Below are 25,395 nucleotides of genomic sequence, written 5' to 3' on the forward strand. Positions count from 1 at the left end.
GTACGTAGCGATTATGAGTGTCATTGTTTCGGATCGTCGCACGCTGGTCGTAGGGCTCGGTAAAACCGGGCTTTCCTGCGTGCGCTATCTGTCCGAACAAGGCCGTGAGATTGCGGTGGCTGACAGTCGTAACGCACCACCGGGCCTGGATGAGCTCAAGGCCGGATGGCCGGATGTGGCCATTCACCTGGGGCCGTTCGATCCGGAACTTTTCCGCGGTTTCAATGAGCTTGTGGTCAGCCCCGGTATCAGTATTGCCGAGCCGGCCATCGCCGGAGCGGCTCAGGCCGGTGCCCGAATCCGTGGGGATATTGATCTGTTTGCCGAGGCGGCAGACGCGCCGATTGTGGCGATTACCGGTTCCAACGGAAAAACCACGGTGACTTCCCTGGTCGGTGACATGGCCCGGGCAGCGGGCCGAAAGGTCGAAGTTGGCGGCAACATCGGAACCCCAGCGCTGGACCTGTTGGGCAGGGGCGCGGATCTGTATGTGCTGGAGCTATCGAGCTTCCAGCTGGAAACCACCGAAGAGTTGAACGCCCTGGCCGCGACAGTACTGAATATCAGCGACGACCACATGGACCGTTATCCGGACAAAATGGCCTATTACCAGGCCAAGCAGCGGATTTTCCGGGGCTGTCGCAATGCGGTGGTCAACCTGGACGACGCGCTGAGCACGCCGATGGCGCGAGACACCCTGACGTTCATTTGCTTTGGCTTCAATCGGGTAAACCCGGAGACCTTCAGTACCCGGGATGATGATCAGGGTACCTGGATTACCTATGGTCTGGACAACTTGCTGCTCGCCAGCGAGCTGAAACTGATGGGCCGGCACAACCTGAGCAATGTGATGGCGGCGCTGGGGCTGGGCATGGCGGCGGGCCTGCCCATGGACGTCATGCTCGATGTGGCACGCAAGTTCCGTGGCCTGCCTCATCGGTGCGAGTTTGTGCGTGAGCTGGATGGTGTGGATTACATCAACGATTCCAAGGGCACCAATGTGGGGGCCTCGGTGGCGGCTATTGAAAGCCTCGTGCCCGATCAGGGCAAGATCGTGCTGATTGCCGGCGGCGATGGCAAGGGCGCTGAATTTGCACCGATGCAGGTGCCGGTTCGCCAGCATTGTCGGGCCCTGGTGCTGATTGGTCGGGATGCGGGCCTGATTGCAGAAGCGGTGGGCGACGGTGTCGATATTCAGTTCGCAGACTCGCTGGCGGACGCTGTGGTAGCGGCCAGGGAGCTTGCCAACGCGGGCGACCGGGTGGTGTTTTCCCCGGCGTGCGCCAGTTTCGACATGTTTCGTGACTATGCCGACCGCGGAGACCAGTTCCGCGCTCGGGTGGAGGCTTTGTGATGCAGGCAGGGGTAGCAATGCCAGATCACAATCAATGGTTGGGTGACATTCGTCCGCTGCCGATGCTGGTGATCAGCTCCATCGCGTTGCTGGTGCTGGGTATGGTGATGATTTCCTCTGCGTCCATGGACATGGCCACCGAGACCGTTAACAACAGCTACCACTATGTGGTCCGGCAGATACTGTTCGCTGCCATGGGCTGCGTGATGGCGCTGGTAGCGGTGAATGTTCCGATGGCCTGGTGGGAGCGCAGCGGATGGTTGCTTCTTGGTATTGGCCTGCTGGTGCTGGTACTGGTTCTGACGCCTCTGGGCCGGACGGTTAATGGCTCCACCCGCTGGATTCCTTTTGGCCTGTTCAATATCCAGGTGTCGGAAGTTGCCAAGCTGTGCCTGATTGCCTACCTCGCCGGCTATGTCGTGCGTCGTCGGGATGAGCTGCTCAATACCTGGATGGGATTCTTCAAGCCGCTCATTGTGCTGGGTGTGGCCTCCATGCTGCTGGTGATCCAGCCGGACTTCGGGGCCACCGTGGTACTGGTGACCGCGGCTGCCGGCATGATTTTCCTGAGTGGTGTCCGCCTGACCCGATTTGTGCCCCTGATCGTGGTGCTGGGTGCTCTGGGCACCCTTCTGGTGGTCACGCAGCCGTACCGTCTCAAGCGAGTGGTCAGTTACCTGGATCCGTGGAAAGACCAGTTTGACAGTGGCTACCAGCTGACCCAGTCCCTGATTGCGTTTGGTCGCGGTGACTGGGGCGGTGTTGGTTTGGGCAATTCCATTCAGAAGCTGTTTTATCTGCCGGAGGCCCACACCGACTTTATCTTCGCCATCATTGCCGAGGAGTTTGGTCTGATTGGATCATTGGCCGTCCTGGCGCTGTTCACCGTTCTGGTGGTGAGCGGATTCGTGATTGCCCGTCGGGCGGAAAAAGCCGGCATGCCGTTCGGTGCCTGTTTCGGTTATGGCCTGACGTTGCTGATCGGCCTCCAGGCCACCATCAATATTGCCGTCAGCACAGGCCTGTTGCCGACCAAGGGGCTGACACTTCCGCTCGTCAGCTACGGTGGTTCAAGCCTGATGATCGTGTGCGTGTGCATCGGTGTCCTGGCGCGGATTGAAATGGAACGGCTGGATCAAGAGCGGCAGGCCGCTGCGAAGACGGAGCCCAGAGTTCGGGGAGGTGCTGTGTATGACTGAACCTCGTCGTTTCCTGATGATGGCGGGTGGCACCGGGGGGCATGTGTTCCCGGCACTGGCAACTGCCCGGGCGCTGGAGAAAAAGGGGCACGAAGTCCACTGGCTGGGTGCCCAGGGTGGCATGGAAGAGCGGTTGATTGGTGATACCGACATCCCCCTGTCTCTCATCCACATTTCTGGCCTGCGGGGCAAGGGCAAGCTGGCCCTCTTGTTGGCACCATTCCGTCTGATGCGGGCGTTGGGTGAGGCTTTCACCATTGTTCGCCAGATCAAGCCCGACTGTGTGGTGGGCATGGGCGGTTTTGTCACTGGTCCGGGTGGGGTGGCCGCCTGGCTGACCAAGACACCGCTGGTGATCCACGAGCAGAACGCCATTGCCGGTATGACCAACCGTTTGCTGGTTCGCTTCTCGGAAACCGTGTTGGAAGCCTTTCCGGGCAGCTTTGAGGCCGGCGTGGTAACTCGCTGCACTGGTAACCCGATTCGCGAGGGGCTGTCAGCGCTGCCTGACCCGGACACGCGCCTGGCCAAGCGCGATGGGGCCCTGCGGGTGCTCGTGGTGGGGGGCAGCTTGGGTGCCCAGGTGTTTAACGAGACACTACCGGAGGCGCTTGCGCTGATGTCCGAGGCAGAACGGCCTCAGGTTCGCCATCAGTGCGGCGAGAAGAAAGTTGAACAGGCCCGTTCGGCCTATGAACGTCACGGGGTTGAGGCTAGTGTCGAGCCGTTCATCAAGGACATGGCGGAGGCTTACGAGTGGGCGGACATCGTGGTCTGCCGCTCCGGTGCACTGACCGTGTCCGAACTGTGTGCGGCAGGCGCCGGCGCCATCCTGGTGCCGTTCCCTCATGCGGTGGATGACCACCAGACCAAGAACGGGCAGCAAATGGTAAACGCCGGTGCGGCGATTCTGATCCCCCAGAGCAAACTGACAGCAGAAGGTCTTGCGGAAACGCTGGCGGGGTTGGCCAGGGATCGCAACCGGGTAATGAATATGGCGAAGGCCGCACGGACTCTGGCCCGCCCTGACGCAACGGAGAGAGTTGTGAATTACTGTCTGGAGGCCGCCAATGACTGATGCCAGCAATCAGCCACTGGTTTATCAGGTGCCCGAGATGCGCCGGATCCGCCACATCCATTTTGTGGGTATCGGGGGCGCCGGCATGAGCGGTATTGCCGAGGTGCTCAAGAACCAGGGCTACGATGTGTCGGGTTCTGACCTGAAAGAAAGCGCAGTGACGGCACGTCTGAAAGCCATGGGTGTGGAAATTCACATTGGCCACACCGAAGCGAACAGCTCCAAGGCTGACGTCGTGGTCGTGTCGACGGCCGTAGCGGCAGACAACCCGGAAGTGGTTTCTGCCCGCAGTCGCCGTGTGCCGATCGTGCCCCGTGCAGAGATGCTGGCGGAGATTATGCGTTACCGTCACGGCATTGCGGTGGCGGGAACCCACGGGAAAACCACCACTACCAGCCTGATCGCGTCGGTGCTGGGCGAGGCGGGTATGGACCCCACGTTTGTGATTGGCGGCAAGCTGAACAGTGCCGGTACCAACGCCCAGCTGGGCGGTTCCCGCTATCTGGTGGCTGAGGCCGACGAGAGCGATGCGTCGTTCCTGCACCTGACGCCCGTGATTTCCGTGGTGACCAACATCGAAGCCGATCACATGGACACCTACGGCGGCGATGTGGAAAAACTCAAGCAAACGTTCGTGGATTTCCTGCACAACCTGCCGTTTTACGGCGTTGCGGTGATGTGCGTGGATGATGCCTACGTGCGCGAGATCATCCCCCGGATTTCCCGGGCAATCATCACCTATGGCATCGACAACCCGGAGGCGGACTACCGGGCCGAGCAGATTGAATCTGATGGACTGAGTACCCGGTTCATCGTTAAACGCCCCGGTGGCCGCAGTGATCTGAGCGTGAGCCTGAAAATGCCGGGCCGCCATAACGTACTGAACGCACTGGCGGCCATCGCCGTCGCCACCGATGAAGGTGTGGCCGATGATGCCATTTGCCAGGGGCTGTCCGGTTTTGCCGGCGTAGGGCGTCGTTTCCAGGTGTATGGCGATTATCAAACGCCGAACGGCTCGGTCACGCTGGTGGACGATTACGGCCACCATCCCACCGAGGTGGAGGCGGTGATTCGAGCTGCCCGCGATGCCTGGCCCGGGCGTCGGCTGGTCATGCTCTATCAGCCGCATCGGTTCAGCCGGACCCGGGATCTCTACGAGGATTTCGTCCGGGTGCTGTCGGAAGTGGACGGCCTCCTCCTGATGGAAGTCTATTCCGCCGGCGAGCCGGCGATAACCGGTGCCGACGGCCGCGCCCTGTGCCGGAGTATTCGGCAGCGGGGGCAGGTGGAGCCGGTTTTCGTGGAAGAGAACAGCGAAATTGAGAGTCTGTTGAAAAACGTACTCCAGGACGGCGACCTGCTGATCACGCAGGGTGCCGGCGATATTGGCGGTGTAGCTGCAAGACTGGCTGCAGCGGGAGTGATTTCTGGTGAGTGATATGCAACGTACTGAGCCGCAAGCGTATCAGGCCGATCCGGAGCTTGTCCGGAAACTGGGCCGGGTGGCGGTCTTTATGGGTGGTGACTCCGCCGAGCGGGACGTTTCCCTGAACAGTGGCAAGGCCGTGCTGTCTGCGCTGCTGTCCGCTGGCGTTGATGCCTTCTCCGTAGATGTGCGCGGCTGCTTGTTGAAGACCGTCGAGAATCCGGACTTTGATCGGGTCTTTATCGCGCTGCATGGCCGTGGCGGCGAGGACGGAACCCTGCAGGCGATTCTGTCCCAGGCGGGCATTCCATTTACCGGCAGTGAGACTCTGGCCTCGGCGCTGGCCATGGACAAGTTGCGCACCAAGTACGTGTTTGAAGGTTGCGGACTGCCAACGCCGAAGTTCCGGACCATGGCCTCCGAAGGCGAAGCCGAACAGATTGTCGCGGAACTCCGGACACCCTTGAGCGTCAAGCCTTCCCGGGAAGGCTCCAGTATCGGTATTCGCAAGGTGCGCTCTGCCGACGAACTGGTCAGTGCCTATCGTGCCGCCGCCGAACGGGATTCGCTGGTGCTTGTCGAAGAATGGATCGAGGGGCCGGAGTTTACCGTGAGTGTGCTGCAGGGCCAGGCCCTGCCGGCGATTGGCCTGAGCACAGACCACGAGTTCTACGACTACGACGCCAAATATCTGGCTGATGACACCCGTTACCAGATTCCCTGTGGCCTGTCGCCGGACGACGAGGTTCGACTGCAATATTTGGCTGTTGATGCGTTTCAGGTTGTCGGCTGCCGGACCTGGGGACGGGTAGACATCATGCAGGACGCCGATGGGCAGTTCTGGTTGCTGGAGTTGAACACCGTGCCGGGTATGACCGATCACAGCCTGGTGCCGATGGCCGCCAAGGCCGCGGGCATCAGCTTTGAGGAACTGGTGGTGCGTATCCTCGAGGACACCCTGGAGGAGGCCAATGCTTGAACATTTGCTGATCCGGAGTCGGGCGGTTCCGCCCGATCCCCCGCGGCGAAGGGGGGCGACCTCCCTTGAGCCTGAGCGGGACCGGTTCGGTGTGTTCAGAGCAGTGCTGGGCGCCGTGCCCTGGCTTCAGGTGGGTATGGGAGCGGTGATCGTTTTGCTGGCGGCGATGGTGCCCTGGGGTACCGGCAAGATACTCGGCGCCATGGATCAGCAGATTCTGGCCGTGGATGTGAAAGGCGAGTTGATCGGCGACAGCCGGGTGGCCATCGAGCGGGCGGCGGGCAACTGGATTGGCAAGAGTTACTTCGCCACGGACCTGTCGGAGATCAAAGCGCATCTGGAGCAGCGCCCCTGGGTGGAATCGGCAGCGGTCAGACGGGTTTGGCCCGATCGCCTGGAAATCGATATTCGCGAGAAGAAGCCGCTCGCGTACTGGGGTGACGGCCGGCTGGTAAGCCGGACTGGCGAGGTGTTCGCGCCCTCCAATTTGCAGGTTGCGGGCAGGCTCCCTTACCTCGCAGGGCCGGACGAGCGGGTGCGTGATGTCATCCGAATGGCCCAGACGCTCAGTGAGCGCCTGCTTGAACACGGTCTGGGCCTGGCAGGGCTCGCATTGGAGGAGCGTGGTGCCTGGACTCTGAAACTCGGTAACGGTATTGAGGTCGTCCTCGGCCGGGACCAGGTGGAAGAACGATTTGAGCGGTTTATCAACGTTTATGAAAGCCGGCTGGTTGCCCGGTCGGAAGAAGTCAGTCGGGTGGACGCACGATACACCAACGGTGTGGCAGTGCAGTGGAAGGCGGCGGAGCCTGCCTCCAGTCCGAGATCATAAGAAAGGTTAATTCAGACCACGGTTTGGTGAGATACATGTCATCGGTTGAAACGGAAAATATGATTGTCGGCCTTGATATCGGCACGTCGAAAGTAGTTGCGATTGTCGGTAAGCGCAAAATGGACGGCACCATCGAGGTCGTGGGTATTGGCTCCCACCCCTCACGGGGGCTGAAGCGCGGGGTGGTCGTGAACATCGAGACCACCGTTCAGGCCATCCAGCGTGCGGTGGAAGAAGCCGAACTGATGGCCGGTTGCCGGATCCACTCTGTTTATGCCGGGATCGCGGGGAGCCATATCAAGAGCCTGAACTCCCATGGCATCGTCGCCATTCGGGACCGGGAAGTGACCCAGGCGGACATCGACCGGGTGATCGATGCTGCCCAGGCGGTAGCCATTCCCGCCGACCAGAAAATACTGCACATCCTGCCGCAGGAGTTCGTCATTGACAGCCAGGAAGGCATCAAGGAACCCCTGGGTATGTCCGGTGTGCGTCTTGAAGCCAAGGTGCACCTGGTGACCTGCGCGGTGAACGCGGCGCAGAACATCGAAAAGTGCGTCAAGCGCTGCGGCCTCGAGGTCGATGACATCATCCTTGAGCAGCTGGCTTCCAGCCACGCCATCCTCACCGAGGACGAAAAAGAGCTGGGCGTATGCGTGGTGGATATCGGTGGCGGTACCACCGACATTGCCGTGTTCACCGGCGGCGCGATCCGCCACACCGCTGTGATCCCCATTGCCGGGGACCAGGTGACCAACGATATCGCCATGGCGCTTCGCACGCCGACCCAGAACGCGGAAGAGATCAAGATCAAGTACGCCTGTGCACTGACTCAGCTGGCCGGTGCCGATGAAACCATCAAGGTTCCGAGCGTGGGTGACAGGGCCCCACGGGATCTGTCTCGTCAGGCGCTGGCAGAAGTGGTCGAGCCCCGTTACGAAGAGCTCTTTACCCTGGTGCAGTCTGAACTGCGCCGGTCAGGGTTTGAGGACCTGATTCCAGCGGGGATCGTGATTACCGGTGGTTCCTCCACCATGGAAGGTGTGGTGGAGCTGGCCGAGGAAATTTTCCACATGCCGGTCCGGCTTGCGTCTCCGCAGGCGGTGTCGGGCATGACCGAAGTTGTCAATAACCCGATTTACGCCACTGGCGTCGGGTTGTTGATTCACGGCTTCCGCCAGATGGATCTGGGGCGGACGCCGGTGCTCAAGAGCGAGGAAACACCATCGCTGGTTGAGCGAATGAAGGCCTGGTTTACCGGTCAGTTTTGACGGTATCCATCTGGCAGTAAGTGAAGTAAACGAAGGTATCTCGAAAATATAATCGTGAACAACAGCCTGAAAGGCTTGAGAACTCACACGAAGGAGTTGGGGAAATGTTTGAACTTGTAGATAACGTCCAGCAAAGCGCTGTGATAAAAGTCGTGGGTGTAGGCGGCGGCGGTGGAAACGCCGTTCGTCACATGCTCAATAGCGACGTGGAAGGCGTTGAGTTTATCTGCGCCAATACCGATGCCCAGGCCCTGACCGACCTGGACGCCCGCCAGATTATTCAGTTGGGCGGCAACATCACCAAGGGCCTGGGCGCGGGTGCGAACCCGGAAGTCGGCCGTCAGTCAGCGCTGGAAGACCGGGACCGTATCGCCGAATCCCTGAACGGTGCGGATATGGTGTTCATCACCGCCGGCATGGGCGGTGGTACTGGTACCGGTGCTGCGCCGATCGTGGCGGATGTCGCCCGGGAACTGGGCATCCTGACGGTCGCCGTGGTCACCAAGCCGTTCATGTTTGAAGGCGGCAAGCGTATGAGCGTGGCCGAGTCCGGGTTGAAGGAGTTGGAAGAAAATGTCGATTCCCTGATCACCATCCCGAACGAAAAACTGCTGGCGGTCATGGGCAAGAAAACCAGTCTGCTGGACGCGTTCGCCGCCGCCAACGACGTGCTGCTGGGCGCTGTTCAGGGCATTGCCGATCTGATTACCCGAAACGGTATGATCAACGTCGACTTTGCCGACGTGAAAACCGTGATGTCCGAGATGGGCATGGCCATGATGGGTACCGGTCGGGCGACTGGCGAAAACCGCGCTCGTGAGGCTGCTGAAGCCGCTGTTCGAAGCCCGCTGCTGGAAGACATCAACCTGCAGGGTGCCAAGGGTATTCTGGTCAACATCACTGCCGGTATGGATCTTAACCTGGGCGAGTTCTCCGAGGTTGGTGACATTGTTCGCGAGTTTGCTTCTGACGCAGCGACGGTGGTTGTCGGTACCGTGATCGATCCGGAAATGACCGAGGAGCTGAAGGTGACCGTGGTTGCCACCGGTCTGGGTGGCGAGCGCGAGAAGCCGACCAAGGTGGTGGACAATACTCGCAGCCTGGATGGCAAGACCGACTACAACCAACTGGATCGTCCGGCTGTTCTCCGTCGTCGTGCGGCTTCTCAGGGAAATGTGGCCATTGACCAGAGCAAGGAAAGCGAAGAGCAGGGAGTCGACTATCTCGATATTCCCGCATTCCTCCGTCGGCAGGCAGACTGATAGCTTGTGAGGAAGAATCCCTGAGAGGGCCCAGATAAGGGAGTAGGGCCTTCAGGCAGGGTAACGCACTGATTACCAAGCGTTGGCTTATTGTAAAGTTGACGCAAAGCCAAATTGGTCAAATGGTGTTCAGTTTCGCTTTCTGGTATTCTTCGAGCGGAATAATTGCTTTGAATACCGAATTTTTGTGACGGAATGATGAATCGATGATCAAACAACGGACACTTAAAAACACGATCCGTGCCACCGGTGTAGGACTGCATTCCGGGGAAAAGGTATACCTGACCCTGAAGCCTGCACCCGTTGACACGGGTATCATCTTCCGCAGGACCGACCTCGAGCCAGCGGCCGAGATCCGTGCCTGTGCGGAAAATGTGGGTGAGACCACGCTGTCCACGACGCTGGTAAAAGACGGTGTCCGGGTGGCGACGGTAGAGCATCTGTTGTCCGCTATGGCTGGTCTCGGCATCGATAACTGCTTTGTGGAACTCAGCGCCGCTGAAGTGCCGATTATGGATGGCTCCGCCGGACCGTTCGTATTCCTGCTTCAGTCTGCCGGCATTGCCGAGCAGGACGCTGCCAAGCGGTTTATTCGCATCAAGCGTGAAGTGACCATCGAAGAAGGTGACAAGAAGGCGACTTTCCTTCCGTTCGACGGATTTAAAGTCAGCTTCGGCATCGATTTCGATCACCCCGTTTTCAAGGGGCGGGCACAGACCGCTACCGTCGATTTCTCAAGTACTTCGTTTGTGAAGGAAGTGAGTCGCGCTCGGACCTTTGGTTTTATGCGGGACATCGAGAAGTTGCGGGCAATGAACCTGGCTCTGGGTGGAAGTGTTGACAATGCCATTGTGGTTGACGACTACAAGATCCTTAACGAAGACGGTCTTCGTTACGACGACGAGTTCGTCAAGCACAAAGTGTTGGATGCAATCGGCGACCTGTACCTGTTGGGCAACAGCCTGATCGGTGAGTTCCGTGGCATCAAGTCCGGTCACGACCTGAACAACAAGCTGCTGCGTAAGCTGCGGGCAGAAGAAGATGCATGGGAAGTGGTGACCTTCGATGACGAAGCGACCGCGCCTATCTCTTACATGAAGCCCGTGTTGGCCGCTCCGGCTTGAGATAAAGTGTTTCAGTCACGAACGTGACTAGCGAGTTTTTCGAGAACCTCGCGTAGTTTTTTATCCTTCGTGTGCCCGGCCTCCTCTTTGAGGAGCCGGGCATTTTCTTTGCTCAAAGGCTCCTTTTTGTGCGCTGGACGTTCGCTAAAACGTGGGGGTGCCACCTTCACCTTGAGCTTCCAGACGTACTGGAACAATTCGTTCGCGCGTACCTTTTCCATTATTTCATGCTGGCGGAACCGGATTCGGGATGCTTTACTGGCATTCTCTGCCGATAAAATCAGTTCGCCTTCATGGCAACTGACGAATCGTGTGCCTTGGGCCAGTTCTGGCGGAATGGCTTCCAGAACCTGGGATTCAGCCTGGCGATGAAGTTCTGCTTTCTTTAAAAGTTCGTTGAGGCCGGGCGCTCCGCTGAGGCTGTCGATGCCCGTTTTTTGAGCGTTTTTTCGCGACATGTAGGCGTTTCTCTCGCGGATCCATTAACGTTTGGTTACACTTTAGGCACGGTTTGTGCGTAGTCCCTAGTTTAGACTTCTTTTACTTTCAGGGTAACTTAACAGCTGTACCCGGGTGCGTGCCTTTTGGCGCAACGCTTTGTCATGGATGGCAAGCCCCGTGGATAGTTCCCGAGCGCAACAGCATGGACAGGAGGTTGCAGCTCAATGACAGATTCAAATGATGATATGAACATTATTCTTGTTGGCAAGCACCACGGGAGGTCCCGTGTGTTGACACTGAACGGCATGCTGATTGTCGGCATGGTAGTGCTGGTGTCGGCGTTGATTGGTGCTGCCGGCTGGGCCGGGTACCAGTTTGCTCTGAACCAGGCGAGTGCGTTGGCAGCGAATCCGTCCGGGTTGGTTGCGCACTGGGAAGCGCGGTTGGACGAGCAGCAGGTCGAACTGGCTGAAGTTGAGCAGGCGGCCCAGCAGCAGATTGATGCGCTGACCCTTCGCCTCGGCGAGATGCAGGGGCGCCTGTTGCGTCTGGATGCACTCGGTCAACGATTTGTGGAATCCGGACTGGTCGCCAGTGAGGAGTTCAGTTTCGGTGAGCCCGCTGCCGTAGGTGGTCCGGAAGATTCGGGCGATAAGGAGTCGTTTTCTGCGCCTGATCTGATGTCCATGATTGGACGACTGGAAAACCTGATCGAAGACCGGGAAAAGCAGTTGCGCTTGCTGGACAAGCTGGCCTCACGGCAAAAACTCGATGAAGAGATGTACGTCGAGGGTCGGCCGATCACCTGGGGTTGGTTGTCGTCCAAATATGGCTACCGATCGGATCCCTTTACCGGAAAGCGGACCTGGCACGATGGCGTGGATTTAGCCGGCAAAGATGGCAGTGACATCATCTCTGTCGCCGGCGGTGTCGTGACCTGGGCGGGCGAACGTTATGGTTATGGGAACCTCGTTGAGATAGATCATGGCGATGGCCTGGTGACCCGTTACGGCCACTGCAAGGAAGTCGTCGTTAACAAGGGAGATGTGGTTCAGAAAGGTCAGGTTGTTGCCCTGATGGGTAGTACAGGCCGATCAACCGGTCCCCATGTTCATTTCGAAGTTCTGCACAACGGTCGCTCCAAAGATCCGGTCAAATATATCGCCCGCTCCAGCAAGTGATGCGGGCGTTATCGCATCTGTTCGTTTCCTTGTTTTGAACTTCACTCCGTCGGTCGGACTTGCGTCCGCACCGTCGGATTCTGCGCATTCGTCGTCTGGCACTCGCCTCGTTAAACAGGGTCGTCTTTTTTCCTGTTACGAAATAAGGTTAGAATGCCGGCTCCCCCGTTAAACCAAAGAAGCAGTGGTATATGTTCACAAAGCTTGCAACAAAGATGTTCGGCAGTAAAAACTCACGAGAGATCAAGCGGATGCGTAAAGATGTCTTGCGCATCAATGAGCTTGAAGAACAGCTGGGTAATTTGTCCGACACCGAGTTGCAAGGAAAGACCGCTGAGTTCCGTCGTCGACTGGACGAAGGCGAGACACTGGACGCCCTTCTGCCAGAGGCGTTTGCGACTGCTCGAGAGGCCAGCCGCCGGGTTATGGGGATGCGCCATTACGATGTCCAGCTGATCGGTGGTATGACCCTGCACGAAGGCCGGATTGCGGAAATGAAGACCGGTGAAGGTAAAACACTGGTGGCGACCGCGGCGGTGTACCTGAACGCGTTGTCCGGTAAGGGCGTGCATGTTGTTACCGTGAACGATTACCTGGCCCGCCGGGATGCCGAGTGGATGGGCAAACTCTACCGCTTCCTGGGTATGCAGGTGGGCGTTGTGGTTTCGGGCCAATCTTCCGAAGAAAAGCGCGCGGCCTACCAGGCTGACATCACCTACGGTACCAACAACGAATTCGGCTTCGACTACCTGCGCGACAACATGGCGTTCAGTAGCGAAGATAAGGTCCAGCGAGGCCTGAACTTTGCCATCGTCGATGAGGTGGACTCCATCCTCATCGACGAGGCTCGGACCCCATTGATTATTTCCGGTGCGGCCGAAGACAGCTCCAAGCTGTACAAGTCCATTAACACCTTGATTCCGCTTCTTGATAAAGGCGAAATTTCCGAAGAAGGCGAGGCCAGCGGTGATTTCACCCTCGATGAGAAAGCCCGCCAGGTGGAGCTGACCGAGTCCGGTCACGAAAAAGTAGAGCAGCTGCTGCTCGAAAAGGAACTGCTTGCTGAAGGAGAAAGCCTTTACTCCGCTTCGAACCTGAGCCTGCTCCATCACGTGCACTCGGCACTGCGGGCCCATCACCTGTTCCAGAAAGATGTGGATTACATCGTTCAGGGCGGACAGGTTGTTATCGTCGATGAGCACACCGGCCGGACCATGCCGGGCCGTCGCTGGAGTGAAGGGCTGCACCAGGCGATCGAAGCCAAAGAGGGGGTCAACATCCAGGCCGAGAGCCAGACCCTGGCTTCAACAACCTTCCAGAATTACTTCCGTCTGTACAACAAGCTTGCCGGCATGACCGGTACAGCCGATACCGAAGCGTTCGAATTCCGCCAGATTTACGGCCTGGATGTGGTGGTGATTCCGCCCAACAAGCCGATCCAGCGGATTGATTACAATGACCTTATCTACCTGACCCAGGAAGAGAAGTTCCACGCGATCATTGATGAGATCAAGGACGTAACGGCCGAAGGTCGTCCCATCCTGGTAGGTACGGCCTCCATCGAAGCGTCCGAATTGTTGTCCATGCTCCTGAAAAAGGCCCGCATTGACCACAAGATCCTGAACGCCAAACAGCACGAGTCTGAGGCGCTCATTATTGCCCAGGCGGGCCGTCCCGGTGCCGTGACCATTGCCACCAATATGGCGGGCCGGGGTACTGATATTGTGTTGGGCGGTAACTGGGAATACGAAGTGGCGGCCCTGGACGATCCGTCCGAAGAGCAGGTCGCGCGCATGAAAGCCGAGTGGACCGAGCGTCACAATCAGGTGCTGGAAGCCGGTGGTCTGCACATCATCGGTACCGAGCGTCACGAATCTCGCCGGATCGATAACCAGTTGCGCGGTCGTGCCGGTCGTCAGGGCGATCCCGGTTCTTCCCGTTTCTTCCTGTCACTGGAGGATAACCTGATGCGGATCTTTGCGCCTGAGCGGGTCAAGAACCTGATGCAGGCCATGGGTATGAAGAAGGGCGAGGCCATCGAGCATCGCATGGTCACCAATGCCATTGAAAAATCCCAGCGCAAGGTTGAAGGACGCAACTTCGACATGCGTAAGACCCTGCTTGAATACGATGACGTAGCCAACGACCAGCGGACCGTTATCTACGAGCAGCGCAACGAAGTCATGTCCTCGGAAGACGTCTCCGATATGGTCGACGTTGTTCGCGCAGACGTGGTCGATTCACTGATCAGCGAATACATTCCGCCCCAGAGCATGGCAGAACAGTGGGATGTTGCGGGTCTGGAGGCGCAGTTGCAGTCCGAGCTGGCAATCGAGCTGCCGGTTCAGAAGTGGCTGGACGAAGACAGCAAGCTCCACGAAGAGACCCTGCGCCAGAAAATCCTCGACGAAATCGTCGCGGCCTATAAGGCGAAGGAAGAGATTGCCGGCGCTGAAGCCATGCGCAAGTTTGAGAAGCAGGTTTTCCTGCAGGTGCTGGATACGCTCTGGAAAGAGCACCTGTCCAACATGGACCATCTGCGCCGCGGTATTCACCTGCGTGGCTACGCCCAGAAGAATCCGAAACAGGAATACAAACGCGAGGCGTTCAACCTGTTTCAGGAAATGCTTGAGGCAATGAAGCGCGATGTGGCCCGGATCCTGTGTCACGTGCGTGTTCAGAGCCAGGAAGAAATGGAAGCGGTAGAGCGTCGCCGTAAAGAGGCTCTTGAGAAAGAGTTGGCGAAAGCAAAATTGCGCCACGACGAAACCAGTGCGGCACAAAGCCAGGCCCAGGGTGACGACTCTGGTGAAGGTTCGGCACAACCGGCTACGCCGGAAACGTTCGTGCGTGAGGGGCGTAAAGTGGGCCGGAACGAACCGTGCCCTTGCGGCTCCGGTAAGAAATACAAGCAGTGCCATGGTAAGGTCAGCTGATCGCCGGCACTGACTCGGAGGTTCAAGCCCGCACCCTGATGTTATCAGGCTGCGGGTTTTTCCGTTTTACATCGTCTGGTTTGGGATTGTCAGAGGAGAGAGACAATGGCAGTAGGCCCCGGAGAGTTGCCTGAATTTTTACCGGTAAAAGGCGTGCGTCTGGGTGTTGCCAGCGCGGGTATCAAGACCCCCGGCCGTAAGGATCTGGTGGTGTTTGAACTGGCGCCTGGTAGCAGGACGGCCGGTATTTTCACTCAGAACGCATTTTGCGCAGCGCCGGTTACCCTGAGCCGGGAGAATCTGGCCGCGAAACCGCCACGTTACCTGCTGATCAACACTGGTAATGCCAACGCGGGAACGGGGGCTCAGGGTATGGCCGACGCCAGAACCTGTTGTGAAGCCCTGGCAAAGTCAGCCGGGGTTAGTCCTGAAGAGGTTTTGCCGTTTTCAACGGGCGTGATTGGCGAGCCTCTGCCGGTCGAACGGATTACAGGTGCCATCCCTCAGGCGCTCGCCGACGTGGATGAGAATCACTGGCGAGAGGCAGCCGCCGGGATTATGACCACCGATACCCGGCCCAAGGGGGCTACCCGTAAAATCGATCTGGATGGCCACACAGTCACTATCTCGGGCATCAGCAAAGGGGCAGGGATGATCCGTCCCAACATGGCGACCATGCTTGGTTTTATCACCACCGATGCGAAGATTGAGCCCGGCTTGCTACGCACGCTGGCGTTGGAGTTGGGGGAGAGCTCCTTTAACCGGATCACCATTGACGGTGACACTTCGACCAACGATTGCTGCATGCTGGTCGCCAGCGGGCACTACTCCGGCCCAGAGATTACGGCGGACAGTCCAGCTTTGCACAATCTTCGTGACGCGCTCTGGGCGGTCTATCTGGAACTGGCCCATGCCATCGTTCGAGATGGCGAGGGCGCCAGCAAGTTTGTCACCATCGACGTACAGGGGGCGAAAGCTTCCCAGGAAGCCCTGGATGTGGCGTACACCGTTGCTCATTCCCCGCTGGTCAAAACCGCGCTGTTTGCTTCGGATCCGAACTGGGGGCGGGTTCTCGCCGCGGTCGGTCGTGCTGGAGTGCCTGATCTCGACCTGAACGCCCTGGAGATATTCCTCGGAGACGTCTGCCTGGTTCGAAATGGCGGTCGTGCAGCGGATTATTCGGAAGCGCGTGGTCAGGCGGTCATGGATCAGGAAGAAATCACCATCACCATCGATCTCAAGCGCGGACAGGTCAATGAGACTGTCTGGACCTGCGACCTGTCCCACGATTACGTCACCATTAATGCGGAGTACCGAACCTGACCATGACCGACGTCACCAAAGCCAGGAAGGAAGTCCACGTCGCGGTTGCTGTGATCGAGCGGCAAGGTCGGGTGCTGATTGCCCGGCGTCCAAATCACACCCATCAGGGTGGTTTGCTGGAGTTTCCCGGGGGCAAGGTTGAGGCGGGCGAGACCGGTCAGCAGGCATTGGTGAGGGAGATTGCCGAGGAAACCGGTTTGTCGGTGCCTGAGGCTTCGCTGGAGCCGGTCATCGGTATTCGCCACGACTATGGCGATAAACAGGTTTTTCTGGATGTCTGGCGTACGAGCGAGGCTGAGGGCGAGCCAGAGGGGCGGGAAGGGCAGCCCATCGAGTGGCTCCGGCCTGAAGACTTTCGTGATGAAGAGTTTCCCGCAGCGAACCGACCGATTATCCGGGCTGTTCGTCTGCCTCGCCAGTTGGCGATCAGTGGTTCCATTGAGGCTAATGGTGACAGCGCCGGAAAGCTTTGCCGTGCCTTAGAGCGCAAACGACCGGACCTACTGGTCCTGAGAGCGCCGGAGCTTGATGTACAGCGGTATCGGAAACTGGTGGGTGGCGTGTTGTTGTCATGCCAGTCTGCCGGTGCCGGCCTGATCGTCCATGGTGCCCCGGACCGTTTTGAGGGTCTGCCTGGCATCGCCGGCCTGCATCTTCCCTGGCGCCAGGCCAGGGTGTTGGATGCGCGGCCGGTGCCATCCGGCGTGTGGCTTGGGGTGTCCTGCCACACCGCTGAGGAGGTTGCGCACGCGGAAACCCTGGGGGCGGACTATGTCACCCTTGGCCCGGTTCTGCCCACACCCAGTCATCCCGAAGCCCCGGGGATCGGGTGGTTGGCATTTGAGGAGATGGCTCAGCGCGCCAGGGTGCCGGTTTATGCACTGGGCGGCCTGAGCGCTTCTGATGTGCCCAAGGCGACAGAGAGAGGTGGTCAGGGAATAGCGGGAATCCGTTTCTGGTGTTCGGAAGATTGACCAGGTAGGGGCCTGACAATCGGGTGCCTGCCATACTGTGAGTAAGCGTTTTCAACAGAAATGAGGGATCGATGTGAGCAAGTTGACTCATCTGGATGACAAGGGCGAGGCCAGAATGGTGGACGTCACAGACAAGGCTGTGACCGAGCGTGAGGCGAGGGCCGAGGCGACCATTCGCATGGCTCCGGAGACGCTGACCATGATTGTCGAGGGCGAGCACCCCAAGGGCGATGTGCTCGCGGTCGCCCGGATCGCCGGCATCATGGCGGCCAAGAAAACACACGAGTTGATTCCGCTGTGCCACTCGCTGAACCTGACCTCCGTGAAGGTTGAATTAACCCCCGGCGACGATGGCGCGTCCGTTCATGTGCTCACCCGTTGCAAGCTGGCCGGGCAAACCGGGGTTGAGATGGAAGCGCTGACTGCCGCGAGTGTCGCCGCGCTGACGCTGTATGATATGTGTAAGGCGGTGGATCGGGGCATGGAAATCGGTCAGGTCCGGTTACTGGAGAAAAAAGGCGGCCGCAGTGGCCATTGGATTGCACAGGGATAATCTGTTCACCGCCAGTTAACGTAAGCTCCGGACATTTCTGGGCGTCTGGTCTGTCCATTCTGGTAGGGCTACGCCATGGGAGGGGTGCGTGTTAGAATGCGCGCCCGATTGACTGAACCACGAGGAATGACTGTGGCTGTTCGTTACATCCAGACTTGCCGGTTGCCAACCCCGTTCGGGGTGTTCGACATGCACGGTTTCGAGGAGCCGGGCACGGGCAAAGAGCACGTGGCCCTGACCCTGGGAGAGCTGGATGGCGATGAACCGATGCTGGCGCGAACCCACTCGGAGTGCCTGACTGGTGATGCGCTTTACAGCATGCGGTGCGACTGTGGTTATCAGCTGGAAGAAGCGTTGCGCAGTATTGCGCGGGAAGGTCGTGGCATTCTCCTGTACCTTCGCCAGGAAGGCCGCGGTATCGGCCTGCTGAACAAGATTCGTGCTTACCACCTTCAGGATCAGGGAGCTGATACGGTTGAGGCCAACGAGCAACTGGGCTTTTCTGCGGATCTTCGGGACTACAGCATGTGCAAGGATATGCTGGAGCATCTGGGTATCAAAAGCCTGCGGCTGATGACCAACAATCCGCGCAAAGTGAAGGCCCTGAGCTCATACGGGATTACCATCGCGGAGCGGGTGCCCCTGCATGTCGGCCAGAATCCCCATAACGAAAGTTATCTGGCGACCAAGCAAAACAAGCTTGGGCACTGGCTCGATACCCATCAGGACGACGACCCTGAAGACTGACGGAGCTTGCCCGGCGGATACGAAAAAAGCCCACCAAACTGTGGGCTTTTGATTGTCAGTTCGTCGGGCTCTGAACCCTCTACTTCACCACTTTCAGGCTCTGGTGCTGTAGCCGTTCCATCCGCTCGGCAATAGCCTTTAGGATGCCCTTGGCATCCAGTCCGCAGTCTCTCAGCAGTTCACCGTGCTTACCGTGGTCGATGAATACGTCAGGCAGGCCCAGTTGCAAAACCGGCATCACCACTTCCTGGCTGTTGAGGAATTCGGTGACCGCACTGCCCGCGCCGCCGGCAATGGTGTTCTCTTCCAGTGTCACCAGCAGCTCATGCTGTTCTGCCAGCTCAAGCACCAGCGCTTCATCCAGGGGTTTCACGAAGCGCATATCCGCCACGGTGGCGTCTAATGCTTCGGCCGCTTCCAGTGCGGATGACAGCAGGGTGCCGAAATTCAGGATTGCAATGCCTGAGCCTTCCCGTACGGTGCGCCCTTTTCCTATCGGAAACCCGGAGAGCGCCTGCTCGATCGTTGCGCCGGGGCCAGTGCCTCGCGGGTAACGCACGGCGGCGGGGCCGTTGTAGACCAGCCCGGTGTGCAGCAGCTGCCGGGTCTCATTCTCATCCGACGGTGTCATGATCACCATGTTCGGAATGCAACGCAGATAACTGATGTCGAAGGCGCCAGCATGGGTGGGGCCGTCTTCACCGACCAGGCCAGCCCGGTCAATGGCAAACAGAACATCCAGGTCCTGGATGGCGACATCGTGCACGAGCTGATCGTAGCCCCGTTGCAGGAAGGTGGAGTAAATCGCCACGACTGGTTTTGCACCATCACAGGCCAGGCCAGCAGCCAGGGTCACTGAATGCTGTTCAGCGATGGCGACATCGAAATAGCGATCCGGGAAACGCTTCGAGAATTCGAGCAGATCCGAACCCTCACACATGGCCGGGGTAATGCCGGCTACCCGATCATCCTGCTCCGCCGCGTCACACAGCCACTGGCCAAACACGTTGGCGTATTTGGGGCGTGCAGGCTGGGCGGGAACCGGTTCCGGTTTGCTGGGGGGAACCGGTTCAATCTTGTTGATCGCGTGGTAACCAATGGGGTCGGCTTCCGCCGGGGCAAAGCCCTTGCCTTTGGTGGTGACCACGTGCAGGAATTGCGGGCCGTCCAGTTCCCGGATGTTCTCCAGGGTTTCCACCAACAGGGGCAGATCGTGGCCATCGACGGGGCCAATGTAATTGAACCCAAGTTCCTCAAACAGAGTGCTGGGAGCAATCATGCCCTTGAAGTGTTCTTCGGTCTTCCTGGCCAGGGCCATCAGGTGCGGTGTGCTCTGCAGCACCTTCTTGCTGCTGTCACGCATCTGGTTGTAGGTCCGGCTGGCAAGCAGCTTGGCGAAGTAGTTGGACAGGCCGCCTACATTGTGGGAGATCGACATGTCGTTGTCGTTCAGTACCACCAGCATGTCGGCGTGCAGGTGACCGGCGTGATTGAGGGCTTCAAAGGCCATGCCGGCGGTCATTGCGCCATCACCAATTACTGCGATGCTCTTGCGCCCGGTGTTCTGCATGCGGGCCGCAATGGCCATGCCCAGGGCTGCGCTGATGGAGGTGCTGGAGTGTCCCACACCGAAGGTATCGTATTCGCTCTCGCCCCGTTTGGGGAAACCGGCCAGTCCGCCCTTTCGACGGATGGTATCCATCTGTTCGCGGCGACCGGTGAGGATTTTGTGGGGGTAGGCCTGATGACCCACGTCCCAGACCAACCGGTCTTCGGGGGTGTTGAAGACGTAGTGCAGTGCAACGGTCAGTTCCAGTACACCGAGGCCAGCGCCAAAATGGCCACCGGTCTGTCCGACTGACCACAGTAGGAAGGCCCGAAGCTCCCTGGCGAGCTGGGTGAGCTGCTCAGCCGGCAAGTCGCGAAGCTGGGCCGGTGAATCGATCCGGTTCAGCAACGGGGTATTGGGCCGCTGAGAGGGGATTTCCTTGAAGGTGTAGGTTTCCTGCATCTGCTCGGGTCTATTCCAGAGTATTCGGCAACAGGATGGCATTATAAGGGAACAGGTCGGGCTGTTTCACACTTATCGGGCCAGTCACTGCTACTTTGTCATCGTTGAGTGTGCGCTTTTTGGGCGCCCCTGATCAATGGGTCCTTGCCACTATGTAATTGGCCATGGCCCTCAGCGGATCAGCTTCGGGGCCGAAATCCCGCAGGCTGTTCAGTGCGTGGTTCAGTAACGCGTCGAGATGCTCACGGGCACCTTCAATGCCAAGCAGCGCGGGGTAGGTGGGTTTGTCTCGCGCCATATCGGAGCCCTGAGGCTTGCCGATGATTTCAGTGTCGCCTTCGATATCCAGCAAATCGTCCTGAACCTGGAACGCCAGGCCAAGTGCCTTGGCGTACTCTGTCAGTGAGGCCTGCGCTGCGTCCGAAACCGAGCCGCTCGACAGCGCTCCAAGGATAACACTTGCTTCGATCAGTGCGCCGGTCTTGTGCCGGTGCATGGTTTCCAGCTGGCTGAGTGTCAGCTTTTGTCCGACCGATTCCAGGTCAATGGCCTGTCCTCCGACCATGCCTTTGTGCCCGCTTGCCCGGGCCAGTTCGCGAACCATCGCGAGCCTGGTCTCGGCATCAAAGCTTCCGGTCTCTGTCAGCCAGCTGAAAGCCAGGGTTTGCAGGGCATCGCCCGCCAGAATGGCGGTGGCCTCATCGAAGGCAATATGGGTGGTTGGCCGGCCCCGGCGCAGGTCATCATCGTCCATGGCGGGTAGATCGTCATGGATCAGTGAGTACGCGTGGATGAGTTCCAGGGCGCAGGCCGGCACCAGGGCGTTATCGCCCGTGTGTCCAACGGCGCTGGCGGCGCCCAGGCACAGGGCTGGGCGAACACGTTTGCCGCCGCCAAGTACGCTGTATCGCATGGCTTCCTGGAGCCGGTTGGAGGCGCTGCTGCGCTCGATGCAGCGATCCAGTTCTTCGTCGACACGGGCTTGGCAGGCATCGAGGAAATCCAGCCCCGAGTGTTTCCCTTTGCTCATTGGCTGTTGTCGTCCGGGCTGAAGGGACGGGTCTCAAGCGACCCGTCGCTGTTTTGCACCAGCTGTTCCACCCGCTGTTCGGCGGACTTGAGGGCTTGCTGGCATTGCCGCGTCAGCTTCACGCCGCGTTCGAACGCCGCCAGTGACTGCTCCAGCGACAGCTCGCCCTGCTCCAGATCCCGGACCAGCTTTTCCAGCTCATCGAGGGATTTTTCGAAATCGGCGATGGTGGTGGCGTTTTGTTCTTCAGCCATCGGGGTCTCCGGGAGGATGTCAGAAAGTGGATATGAGAATTGGGCGGATTATATCAGAGCGCTACGGTTATCGCTGCCAGTGGAAGTGACGGCATTCCAGGGGCTTTGCCTGCGGGCCCCAGGATTGTTCGCTGACGGTCATGTGCCCGGCGGACGACAGGGTGATAATCGTGGTACAGCGGGTGCCATAGGTGTCGCCCTCAATGAACGGTGAGGACAGAAAACGTTCGGTGTCCAGCCCGACACCCGTGTCGGGTAGGAGGTGATCGGGCGCCGGGGTGGTGTCCTGCAGTAGTCGGCGCAGTTGGCTGTGCAGTTCGTCGGCGTCCGGGAACGCCGAAGTGACGAGAGTGCCGACGGCTTCCCGCAGGCGCAGGAGTTTCGGCCAGGGCGTTTGAAGCAGGTGATTACTCAGGCCATAGACACCCCGGTGGACGGAGCGGCCCGGGTGCGCATCCCGATTGCTGTAGTACCAGCCGGACTGGTCGGTCAGCCGAATCAGGTTGAAGCCGGCGTATTGGTCAGTGGCGCTTGAGAGTTCTGAGTGGAATTCGGCTGGTGGCTCCGCCAGTGCCCGGATCGGCAGCTCGCCCCGACTTCTTGGCCCGCGCTCGGGCGAACCATCCCGCACGTTAGTGACTGCGCTGACCGTACCATCCCTGGTGATCGCCAGCCAGGTGCCGCCGGCCTCCAGGTCGCGGCCCGAGAGCACGGCGATGTCGTTGTCCGTCGTCCACCAATCCATCGGGGCGGTCGGGCGGCGGAAAAACTCGTCCCGGTTGGCGGCGACCACCAGTGGAAAGTGGGGGTTCTGGTGAAGGGCAAACGCGATCAGACACATGCTGCTGGTCGGTACTCCCGGAAGTAATGAAGTTGGCGGTTGCGGTGTGTATCATACCAGCCTTGTTTTCCTGGGGTAGGGATACGCCGATGAGTCTGTTGTACGTAGTAGTTTCCTATCTGGCGCTTGGGGCTTTGGCGGGCACTCTGGCGGGGTTGTTTGGTATTGGCGGTGGCCTGATCATCGTACCGGTGCTGATTTTCAGCTTCGGAATTCAGGGGGTGAGTCCGGAGGTGGCGGCGCATCTCGCCGTGGGTACGTCGCTGGCCACCATTGTGTTTACCTCGATCAGTTCGGTGCGTTCACACCACAGCCGTGGCGCTGTCCGGTGGGATGTATTTCGCCCGATGGCGGTCGGCATTGTCATTGGCGCTATCCTGGGTGCCTGGACAGCGTCCCTGCTCAGTGGCCCAGTGCTGGAAATGGTCATTGGGGTGTTTGTCATCCTCGTGGCCATCAAGATGCTGCTGGGGGCCGAGCCGAAACCAGGGCGAGATGTGCCCGGTAACGCCGGGCTGGCCACGGCTGGCGGTGGAATCGGCTGGGCGTCCGCCATCTTTGGCATCGGTGGCGGCACCTTGACCGTTCCTTTCCTGAACTGGTGCAACGTGCGGATGCAGAGCGCGGTTGGCACCTCGGCCGCGTGTGGTTTGCCTATCGCCGTAGCCGGTGCGCTGAGTAATATCGGGACGGGCTGGAACAATGCCGCGCTGCCGGAATACAGTCTGGGCTTTATTTACCTGCCGGCGATGCTGGGCATTATCGCGACGAGTGTGCTGTTCGCCAAAGTAGGTGCGTCGCTGGCTCACCGGCTGGACGCGATGTTGCTCAAGCGCATCTTTGCGGTATTTCTTTTACTGGTCGGGCTTCGTTTTCTTCTGAGTTGAGAGGTTGTTGATGCTGCAGCATCCGCAGATTGACCCGGTGGCCATTGCCATTGGTCCGTTCAAAATACACTGGTATGGCCTGACCTATCTGGTCGGTTTTGTCGTGGGCTGGTGGCTTGGCCGTCTGCGTACCCGCAAGCCCTGGTCGCCCATCAATGAAGAGCAGATGGGCGACCTGCTGTTCTACATTGCCCTTGGCGTCATTCTGGGCGGTCGCTTTGGCTATGTGATTTTCTATAACTTCGACGCCTTCCTGGCGGACCCGCTCTGGTTGTTCCGCGTATGGGAAGGGGGCATGTCGTTCCATGGCGGCCTGCTGGGCGTGATGCTGGCCATGTGGTGGTACGGTCGCAAGGTGGGTGCCGGTTTCTGGCGTATTGCTGATTTCGTTGCACCGCTGGTGCCAGTGGGCCTTGGCGCTGGCCGCATTGGTAACTTCATCAACGGTGAGCTGTGGGGCAAGCCGACCGATGTCTCATGGGGAATGGTTTTCCGTACTGCGCCAGACAGCTTGGCCCGCCATCCGTCCCAGCTCTACCAGTTTGCCCTGGAAGGCGTAGCCCTGTTCGTCATCCTCTGGTGGTTCTCTGCCAAACCAAGGCCGCGAATGGCCGTGTCCGGTGCATTCCTGATTGCGTATGGGGCGTTTCGGTTTATGGTGGAGTTCTTTCGTCAGCCGGACCCACAACTGGGGTACCTTGCGTTTGACTGGCTGACCATGGGGCAGGTGCTGTCCACCCCCATGATTATTGCGGGTATTGCCCTGATGTTGATTGCTTACCGGAGACATGCTGAATGAAGGCCTATCTCGATTTGATGCAGGACGTTGTTGATAATGGGTTTGATAAGGGCGACCGGACCGGGGTCGGTACCCGCTCGGTGTTCGGACGCCAGATCCGTTTTAACCTGCAGGAAGGTTTTCCACTGGTGACCACCAAGAAAGTGCACCTGCGCAGCATCATTTACGAATTGCTTTGGTTCCTGAAAGGCTCCACCGACAACAACTGGCTCAAAGAGCGGAAGGTGTCCATCTGGAACGAGTGGGCACTGGAAGATGGCGACCTGGGCCCGATCTACGGGAAGCAGTGGCGCAGCTGGCAATGCCCGGATGGCCGAGTAGTGGATCAGATCAGCGAAGTCATTGAGCAAATCAGGACCAAGCCCAATTCCCGCCGACTGATCGTGTCCGCCTGGAATCCGGCCGAATTGCCGGATGAAGCCATCAGCCCGCAGGACAACGTCCGAAAAGGCCGTATGGCGTTGGCTCCCTGCCATTGCCTGTTCCAGTTCTACGTGACCGACGGTAAGCTGTCCTGCCAGCTCTATCAGCGCAGCGCCGACCTGTTCCTGGGCGTGCCGTTCAACATTGCCTCTTATGCCTTGCTGACCCACATGATTGCCCAGCAGTGCGATCTGGATGTGGGCGAGTTTGTCCACACCTTCGGCGATTGTCACCTGTACCAGAACCACCTGACCGACGACATCGTGTTCGAGCAGCTCAAGCGTGAGCCGCGGGCTCTGCCGAAACTGGTGATCAAGCGCAAGCCGGAGTCCATCTTCGATTACGAACTGGAAGACTTCGAGTTCGAGGGATATGACCCTTATCCGGTCATCAAGGCGCCGATTGCCATCTGATTTAAGCGGACCGACTTCAGGTCTTGATCGCAAGGGTGAGAGGGTGATTTTACAAAA

The 25,395-nt window shown here is 59.0% G+C and carries 23 protein-coding genes; 18 read left to right on the plus strand and 5 right to left on the minus strand.

The genetic code is table 11. The features are described from left to right. The first annotated feature begins 13 nt into the window (after nt 1-13). The 9 genes from murD to lpxC all read left to right on the plus strand — a co-directional run bounded on the left by murD (nt 14) and on the right by lpxC (nt 10,525). A complete protein-coding gene (gene murD / locus K8I84_RS00125) occupies nt 14-1,354 on the plus strand; it encodes a UDP-N-acetylmuramoyl-L-alanine--D-glutamate ligase (RefSeq protein WP_223792692.1) in 1,341 nt (446 codons plus the stop codon). Next, a complete protein-coding gene (gene ftsW / locus K8I84_RS00130) occupies nt 1,354-2,553 on the plus strand; it encodes a putative lipid II flippase FtsW (protein ID WP_223792693.1) in 1,200 nt (399 codons plus the stop codon). The genes murD and ftsW overlap by 1 nt, the downstream gene beginning before the upstream one ends. Beyond that, nucleotides 2,546-3,631, plus strand: a complete 1,086-nt coding sequence (murG, locus tag K8I84_RS00135) for an undecaprenyldiphospho-muramoylpentapeptide beta-N-acetylglucosaminyltransferase (protein WP_223792694.1) — start codon at nt 2,546-2,548, stop codon at nt 3,629-3,631. Before ftsW ends, murG begins: the two co-directional genes overlap by 8 nt. Continuing rightward, nucleotides 3,624-5,069 carry a UDP-N-acetylmuramate--L-alanine ligase gene (gene murC, locus K8I84_RS00140; RefSeq protein WP_223792695.1) on the plus strand — a complete coding sequence of 482 codons (1,446 nt, stop codon included), beginning with the start codon at nt 3,624-3,626 and terminating at the stop codon, nt 5,067-5,069. The genes murG and murC overlap by 8 nt, the downstream gene beginning before the upstream one ends. A 1-nt stretch (nt 5,070) precedes the next feature. Further along, the gene (locus K8I84_RS00145; RefSeq protein ID WP_223792767.1) at nt 5,071-6,036 is read left to right on the plus strand and encodes a D-alanine--D-alanine ligase; all 966 of its coding nucleotides are present in this window, start codon (nt 5,071-5,073) and stop codon (nt 6,034-6,036) included. Further along, nucleotides 6,029-6,868 (plus strand): cell division protein FtsQ/DivIB, encoded by an 840-nt coding sequence (locus tag K8I84_RS00150; protein ID WP_223792696.1) that lies wholly within the window; start codon nt 6,029-6,031, stop codon nt 6,866-6,868. The genes K8I84_RS00145 and K8I84_RS00150 overlap by 8 nt, the downstream gene beginning before the upstream one ends. Nucleotides 6,869-6,927: 59 nt before the next feature. Then, nucleotides 6,928-8,139 carry a cell division protein FtsA gene (ftsA, locus tag K8I84_RS00155; RefSeq protein WP_411722631.1) on the plus strand — a complete coding sequence of 404 codons (1,212 nt, stop codon included), beginning with the start codon at nt 6,928-6,930 and terminating at the stop codon, nt 8,137-8,139. Between the two features lie 104 nt (nt 8,140-8,243). Then, complete coding sequence (ftsZ, locus tag K8I84_RS00160; protein ID WP_223792698.1) at nt 8,244-9,401, plus strand: cell division protein FtsZ; 1,158 nt, start codon at nt 8,244-8,246, stop codon at nt 9,399-9,401. A 206-nt stretch (nt 9,402-9,607) separates the two neighbouring features. Further along, nucleotides 9,608-10,525 carry a UDP-3-O-acyl-N-acetylglucosamine deacetylase gene (gene lpxC, locus K8I84_RS00165; protein ID WP_223792699.1) on the plus strand — a complete coding sequence of 306 codons (918 nt, stop codon included), beginning with the start codon at nt 9,608-9,610 and terminating at the stop codon, nt 10,523-10,525. An 11-nt stretch (nt 10,526-10,536) separates the two neighbouring features. Here the strand turns inward: lpxC and K8I84_RS00170 are convergent, their stop codons facing one another. Further along, complete coding sequence (locus tag K8I84_RS00170; RefSeq protein WP_223792700.1) at nt 10,537-10,983, minus strand: DUF721 domain-containing protein; 447 nt, start codon at nt 10,981-10,983, stop codon at nt 10,537-10,539. 228 nt (nt 10,984-11,211) lie between these two features. Between K8I84_RS00170 and K8I84_RS00175 the strand changes: the two genes are divergently transcribed. The 6 genes from K8I84_RS00175 to ribA all read left to right on the plus strand — a co-directional run bounded on the left by K8I84_RS00175 (nt 11,212) and on the right by ribA (nt 18,680). After that, complete coding sequence (locus tag K8I84_RS00175) at nt 11,212-12,147, plus strand: M23 family metallopeptidase (protein ID WP_302910673.1); 936 nt, start codon at nt 11,212-11,214, stop codon at nt 12,145-12,147. Between the two features lie 191 nt (nt 12,148-12,338). Continuing rightward, nucleotides 12,339-15,083, plus strand: coding sequence for a preprotein translocase subunit SecA (gene secA, locus K8I84_RS00180; RefSeq protein ID WP_223792702.1), 2,745 nt, complete (start codon nt 12,339-12,341; stop codon nt 15,081-15,083). Between the two features lie 105 nt (nt 15,084-15,188). Then, on the plus strand, nt 15,189-16,406 hold the full coding sequence (gene argJ / locus K8I84_RS00185) for a bifunctional glutamate N-acetyltransferase/amino-acid acetyltransferase ArgJ (RefSeq protein WP_223792703.1): 1,218 nt from the start codon (nt 15,189-15,191) through the stop codon (nt 16,404-16,406). Between the two features lie 2 nt (nt 16,407-16,408). Beyond that, nucleotides 16,409-17,380, plus strand: a complete 972-nt coding sequence (locus tag K8I84_RS00190; RefSeq protein WP_223792704.1) for a Nudix family hydrolase — start codon at nt 16,409-16,411, stop codon at nt 17,378-17,380. A 73-nt stretch (nt 17,381-17,453) separates the two neighbouring features. Beyond that, on the plus strand, nt 17,454-17,933 hold the full coding sequence (gene moaC / locus K8I84_RS00195; RefSeq protein ID WP_223792705.1) for a cyclic pyranopterin monophosphate synthase MoaC: 480 nt from the start codon (nt 17,454-17,456) through the stop codon (nt 17,931-17,933). 132 nt (nt 17,934-18,065) lie between these two features. Continuing rightward, complete coding sequence (gene ribA, locus K8I84_RS00200) at nt 18,066-18,680, plus strand: GTP cyclohydrolase II (RefSeq protein WP_223792706.1); 615 nt, start codon at nt 18,066-18,068, stop codon at nt 18,678-18,680. 79 nt (nt 18,681-18,759) lie between these two features. On the opposite strand, the gene dxs is transcribed toward ribA, so the two are convergent. The 4 genes from dxs to K8I84_RS00220 form a co-directional block, all read right to left on the minus strand. Next, entirely contained in the window at nt 18,760-20,691 is a 1,932-nt protein-coding gene (gene dxs / locus K8I84_RS00205; RefSeq protein WP_223792707.1) for a 1-deoxy-D-xylulose-5-phosphate synthase, read from the minus strand. A 133-nt stretch (nt 20,692-20,824) separates the two neighbouring features. After that, nucleotides 20,825-21,721 (minus strand): (2E,6E)-farnesyl diphosphate synthase, encoded by an 897-nt coding sequence (gene ispA / locus K8I84_RS00210; protein ID WP_223792708.1) that lies wholly within the window; start codon nt 21,719-21,721, stop codon nt 20,825-20,827. Beyond that, nucleotides 21,718-21,975, minus strand: a complete 258-nt coding sequence (locus tag K8I84_RS00215) for an exodeoxyribonuclease VII small subunit (protein ID WP_223792709.1) — start codon at nt 21,973-21,975, stop codon at nt 21,718-21,720. The genes ispA and K8I84_RS00215 overlap by 4 nt, the downstream gene beginning before the upstream one ends. Nucleotides 21,976-22,042: 67 nt before the next feature. Continuing rightward, nucleotides 22,043-22,816, minus strand: a complete 774-nt coding sequence (locus K8I84_RS00220) for an NRDE family protein (RefSeq protein ID WP_223792710.1) — start codon at nt 22,814-22,816, stop codon at nt 22,043-22,045. 89 nt (nt 22,817-22,905) lie between these two features. Here K8I84_RS00220 and K8I84_RS00225 point away from each other — a divergent pair, with 89 nt between their 5' ends. From K8I84_RS00225 to K8I84_RS00235, 3 genes are read left to right on the plus strand one after another with little or no spacing between them, the layout of a single operon-like run. Beyond that, nucleotides 22,906-23,703: a sulfite exporter TauE/SafE family protein gene (locus tag K8I84_RS00225; RefSeq protein ID WP_223792711.1), complete on the plus strand. Its 798-nt coding sequence runs from the start codon at nt 22,906-22,908 to the stop codon at nt 23,701-23,703. A 10-nt stretch (nt 23,704-23,713) separates the two neighbouring features. Then, nucleotides 23,714-24,502: a prolipoprotein diacylglyceryl transferase gene (lgt, locus tag K8I84_RS00230; protein WP_223792712.1), complete on the plus strand. Its 789-nt coding sequence runs from the start codon at nt 23,714-23,716 to the stop codon at nt 24,500-24,502. Next, nucleotides 24,499-25,338, plus strand: coding sequence for a thymidylate synthase (locus K8I84_RS00235; RefSeq protein WP_223792713.1), 840 nt, complete (start codon nt 24,499-24,501; stop codon nt 25,336-25,338). Before lgt ends, K8I84_RS00235 begins: the two co-directional genes overlap by 4 nt. The last annotated feature ends 57 nt before the right edge of the window (nt 25,339-25,395 follow it).

It is taken from the genome of Marinobacter sp. F4216 (assembly GCF_019931195.1).
GTDB classification, from domain to species: Bacteria; Pseudomonadota; Gammaproteobacteria; order Pseudomonadales; family Oleiphilaceae; genus Marinobacter; species Marinobacter suaedae.

Bases quoted from the DNA above. Each gene is read 5' to 3' on its own strand.
- K8I84_RS00215 (WP_223792709.1), bottom strand. From the start codon at position 21,975: ATGGCTGAAGAACAAAACGCCACCACCATCGCCGATTTCGAAAAATCC.
- dxs (WP_223792707.1), bottom strand. From the start codon at position 20,691: ATGCAGGAAACCTACACCTTCAAGGAAATCCCCTCTCAGCGGCCCAAT.
- ispA (WP_223792708.1), bottom strand. From the start codon at position 21,721: ATGAGCAAAGGGAAACACTCGGGGCTGGATTTCCTCGATGCCTGCCAA.
- argJ (WP_223792703.1), top strand. From the start codon at position 15,189: ATGGCAGTAGGCCCCGGAGAGTTGCCTGAATTTTTACCGGTAAAAGGC.
- murD (WP_223792692.1), top strand. From the start codon at position 14: ATGAGTGTCATTGTTTCGGATCGTCGCACGCTGGTCGTAGGGCTCGGT.
- K8I84_RS00235 (WP_223792713.1), top strand. From the start codon at position 24,499: ATGAAGGCCTATCTCGATTTGATGCAGGACGTTGTTGATAATGGGTTT.
- ftsW (WP_223792693.1), top strand. From the start codon at position 1,354: ATGCAGGCAGGGGTAGCAATGCCAGATCACAATCAATGGTTGGGTGAC.
- K8I84_RS00170 (WP_223792700.1), bottom strand. From the start codon at position 10,983: ATGTCGCGAAAAAACGCTCAAAAAACGGGCATCGACAGCCTCAGCGGA.
- K8I84_RS00190 (WP_223792704.1), top strand. From the start codon at position 16,409: ATGACCGACGTCACCAAAGCCAGGAAGGAAGTCCACGTCGCGGTTGCT.
- ftsZ (WP_223792698.1), top strand. From the start codon at position 8,244: ATGTTTGAACTTGTAGATAACGTCCAGCAAAGCGCTGTGATAAAAGTC.
- K8I84_RS00225 (WP_223792711.1), top strand. From the start codon at position 22,906: ATGAGTCTGTTGTACGTAGTAGTTTCCTATCTGGCGCTTGGGGCTTTG.
- ftsA (WP_411722631.1), top strand. From the start codon at position 6,928: ATGATTGTCGGCCTTGATATCGGCACGTCGAAAGTAGTTGCGATTGTC.
- secA (WP_223792702.1), top strand. From the start codon at position 12,339: ATGTTCACAAAGCTTGCAACAAAGATGTTCGGCAGTAAAAACTCACGA.
- K8I84_RS00220 (WP_223792710.1), bottom strand. From the start codon at position 22,816: ATGTGTCTGATCGCGTTTGCCCTTCACCAGAACCCCCACTTTCCACTG.
- K8I84_RS00150 (WP_223792696.1), top strand. From the start codon at position 6,029: ATGCTTGAACATTTGCTGATCCGGAGTCGGGCGGTTCCGCCCGATCCC.
- lpxC (WP_223792699.1), top strand. From the start codon at position 9,608: ATGATCAAACAACGGACACTTAAAAACACGATCCGTGCCACCGGTGTA.
- murG (WP_223792694.1), top strand. From the start codon at position 2,546: ATGACTGAACCTCGTCGTTTCCTGATGATGGCGGGTGGCACCGGGGGG.
- K8I84_RS00145 (WP_223792767.1), top strand. From the start codon at position 5,071: ATGCAACGTACTGAGCCGCAAGCGTATCAGGCCGATCCGGAGCTTGTC.
- K8I84_RS00175 (WP_302910673.1), top strand. From the start codon at position 11,212: ATGAACATTATTCTTGTTGGCAAGCACCACGGGAGGTCCCGTGTGTTG.
- murC (WP_223792695.1), top strand. From the start codon at position 3,624: ATGACTGATGCCAGCAATCAGCCACTGGTTTATCAGGTGCCCGAGATG.
- lgt (WP_223792712.1), top strand. From the start codon at position 23,714: ATGCTGCAGCATCCGCAGATTGACCCGGTGGCCATTGCCATTGGTCCG.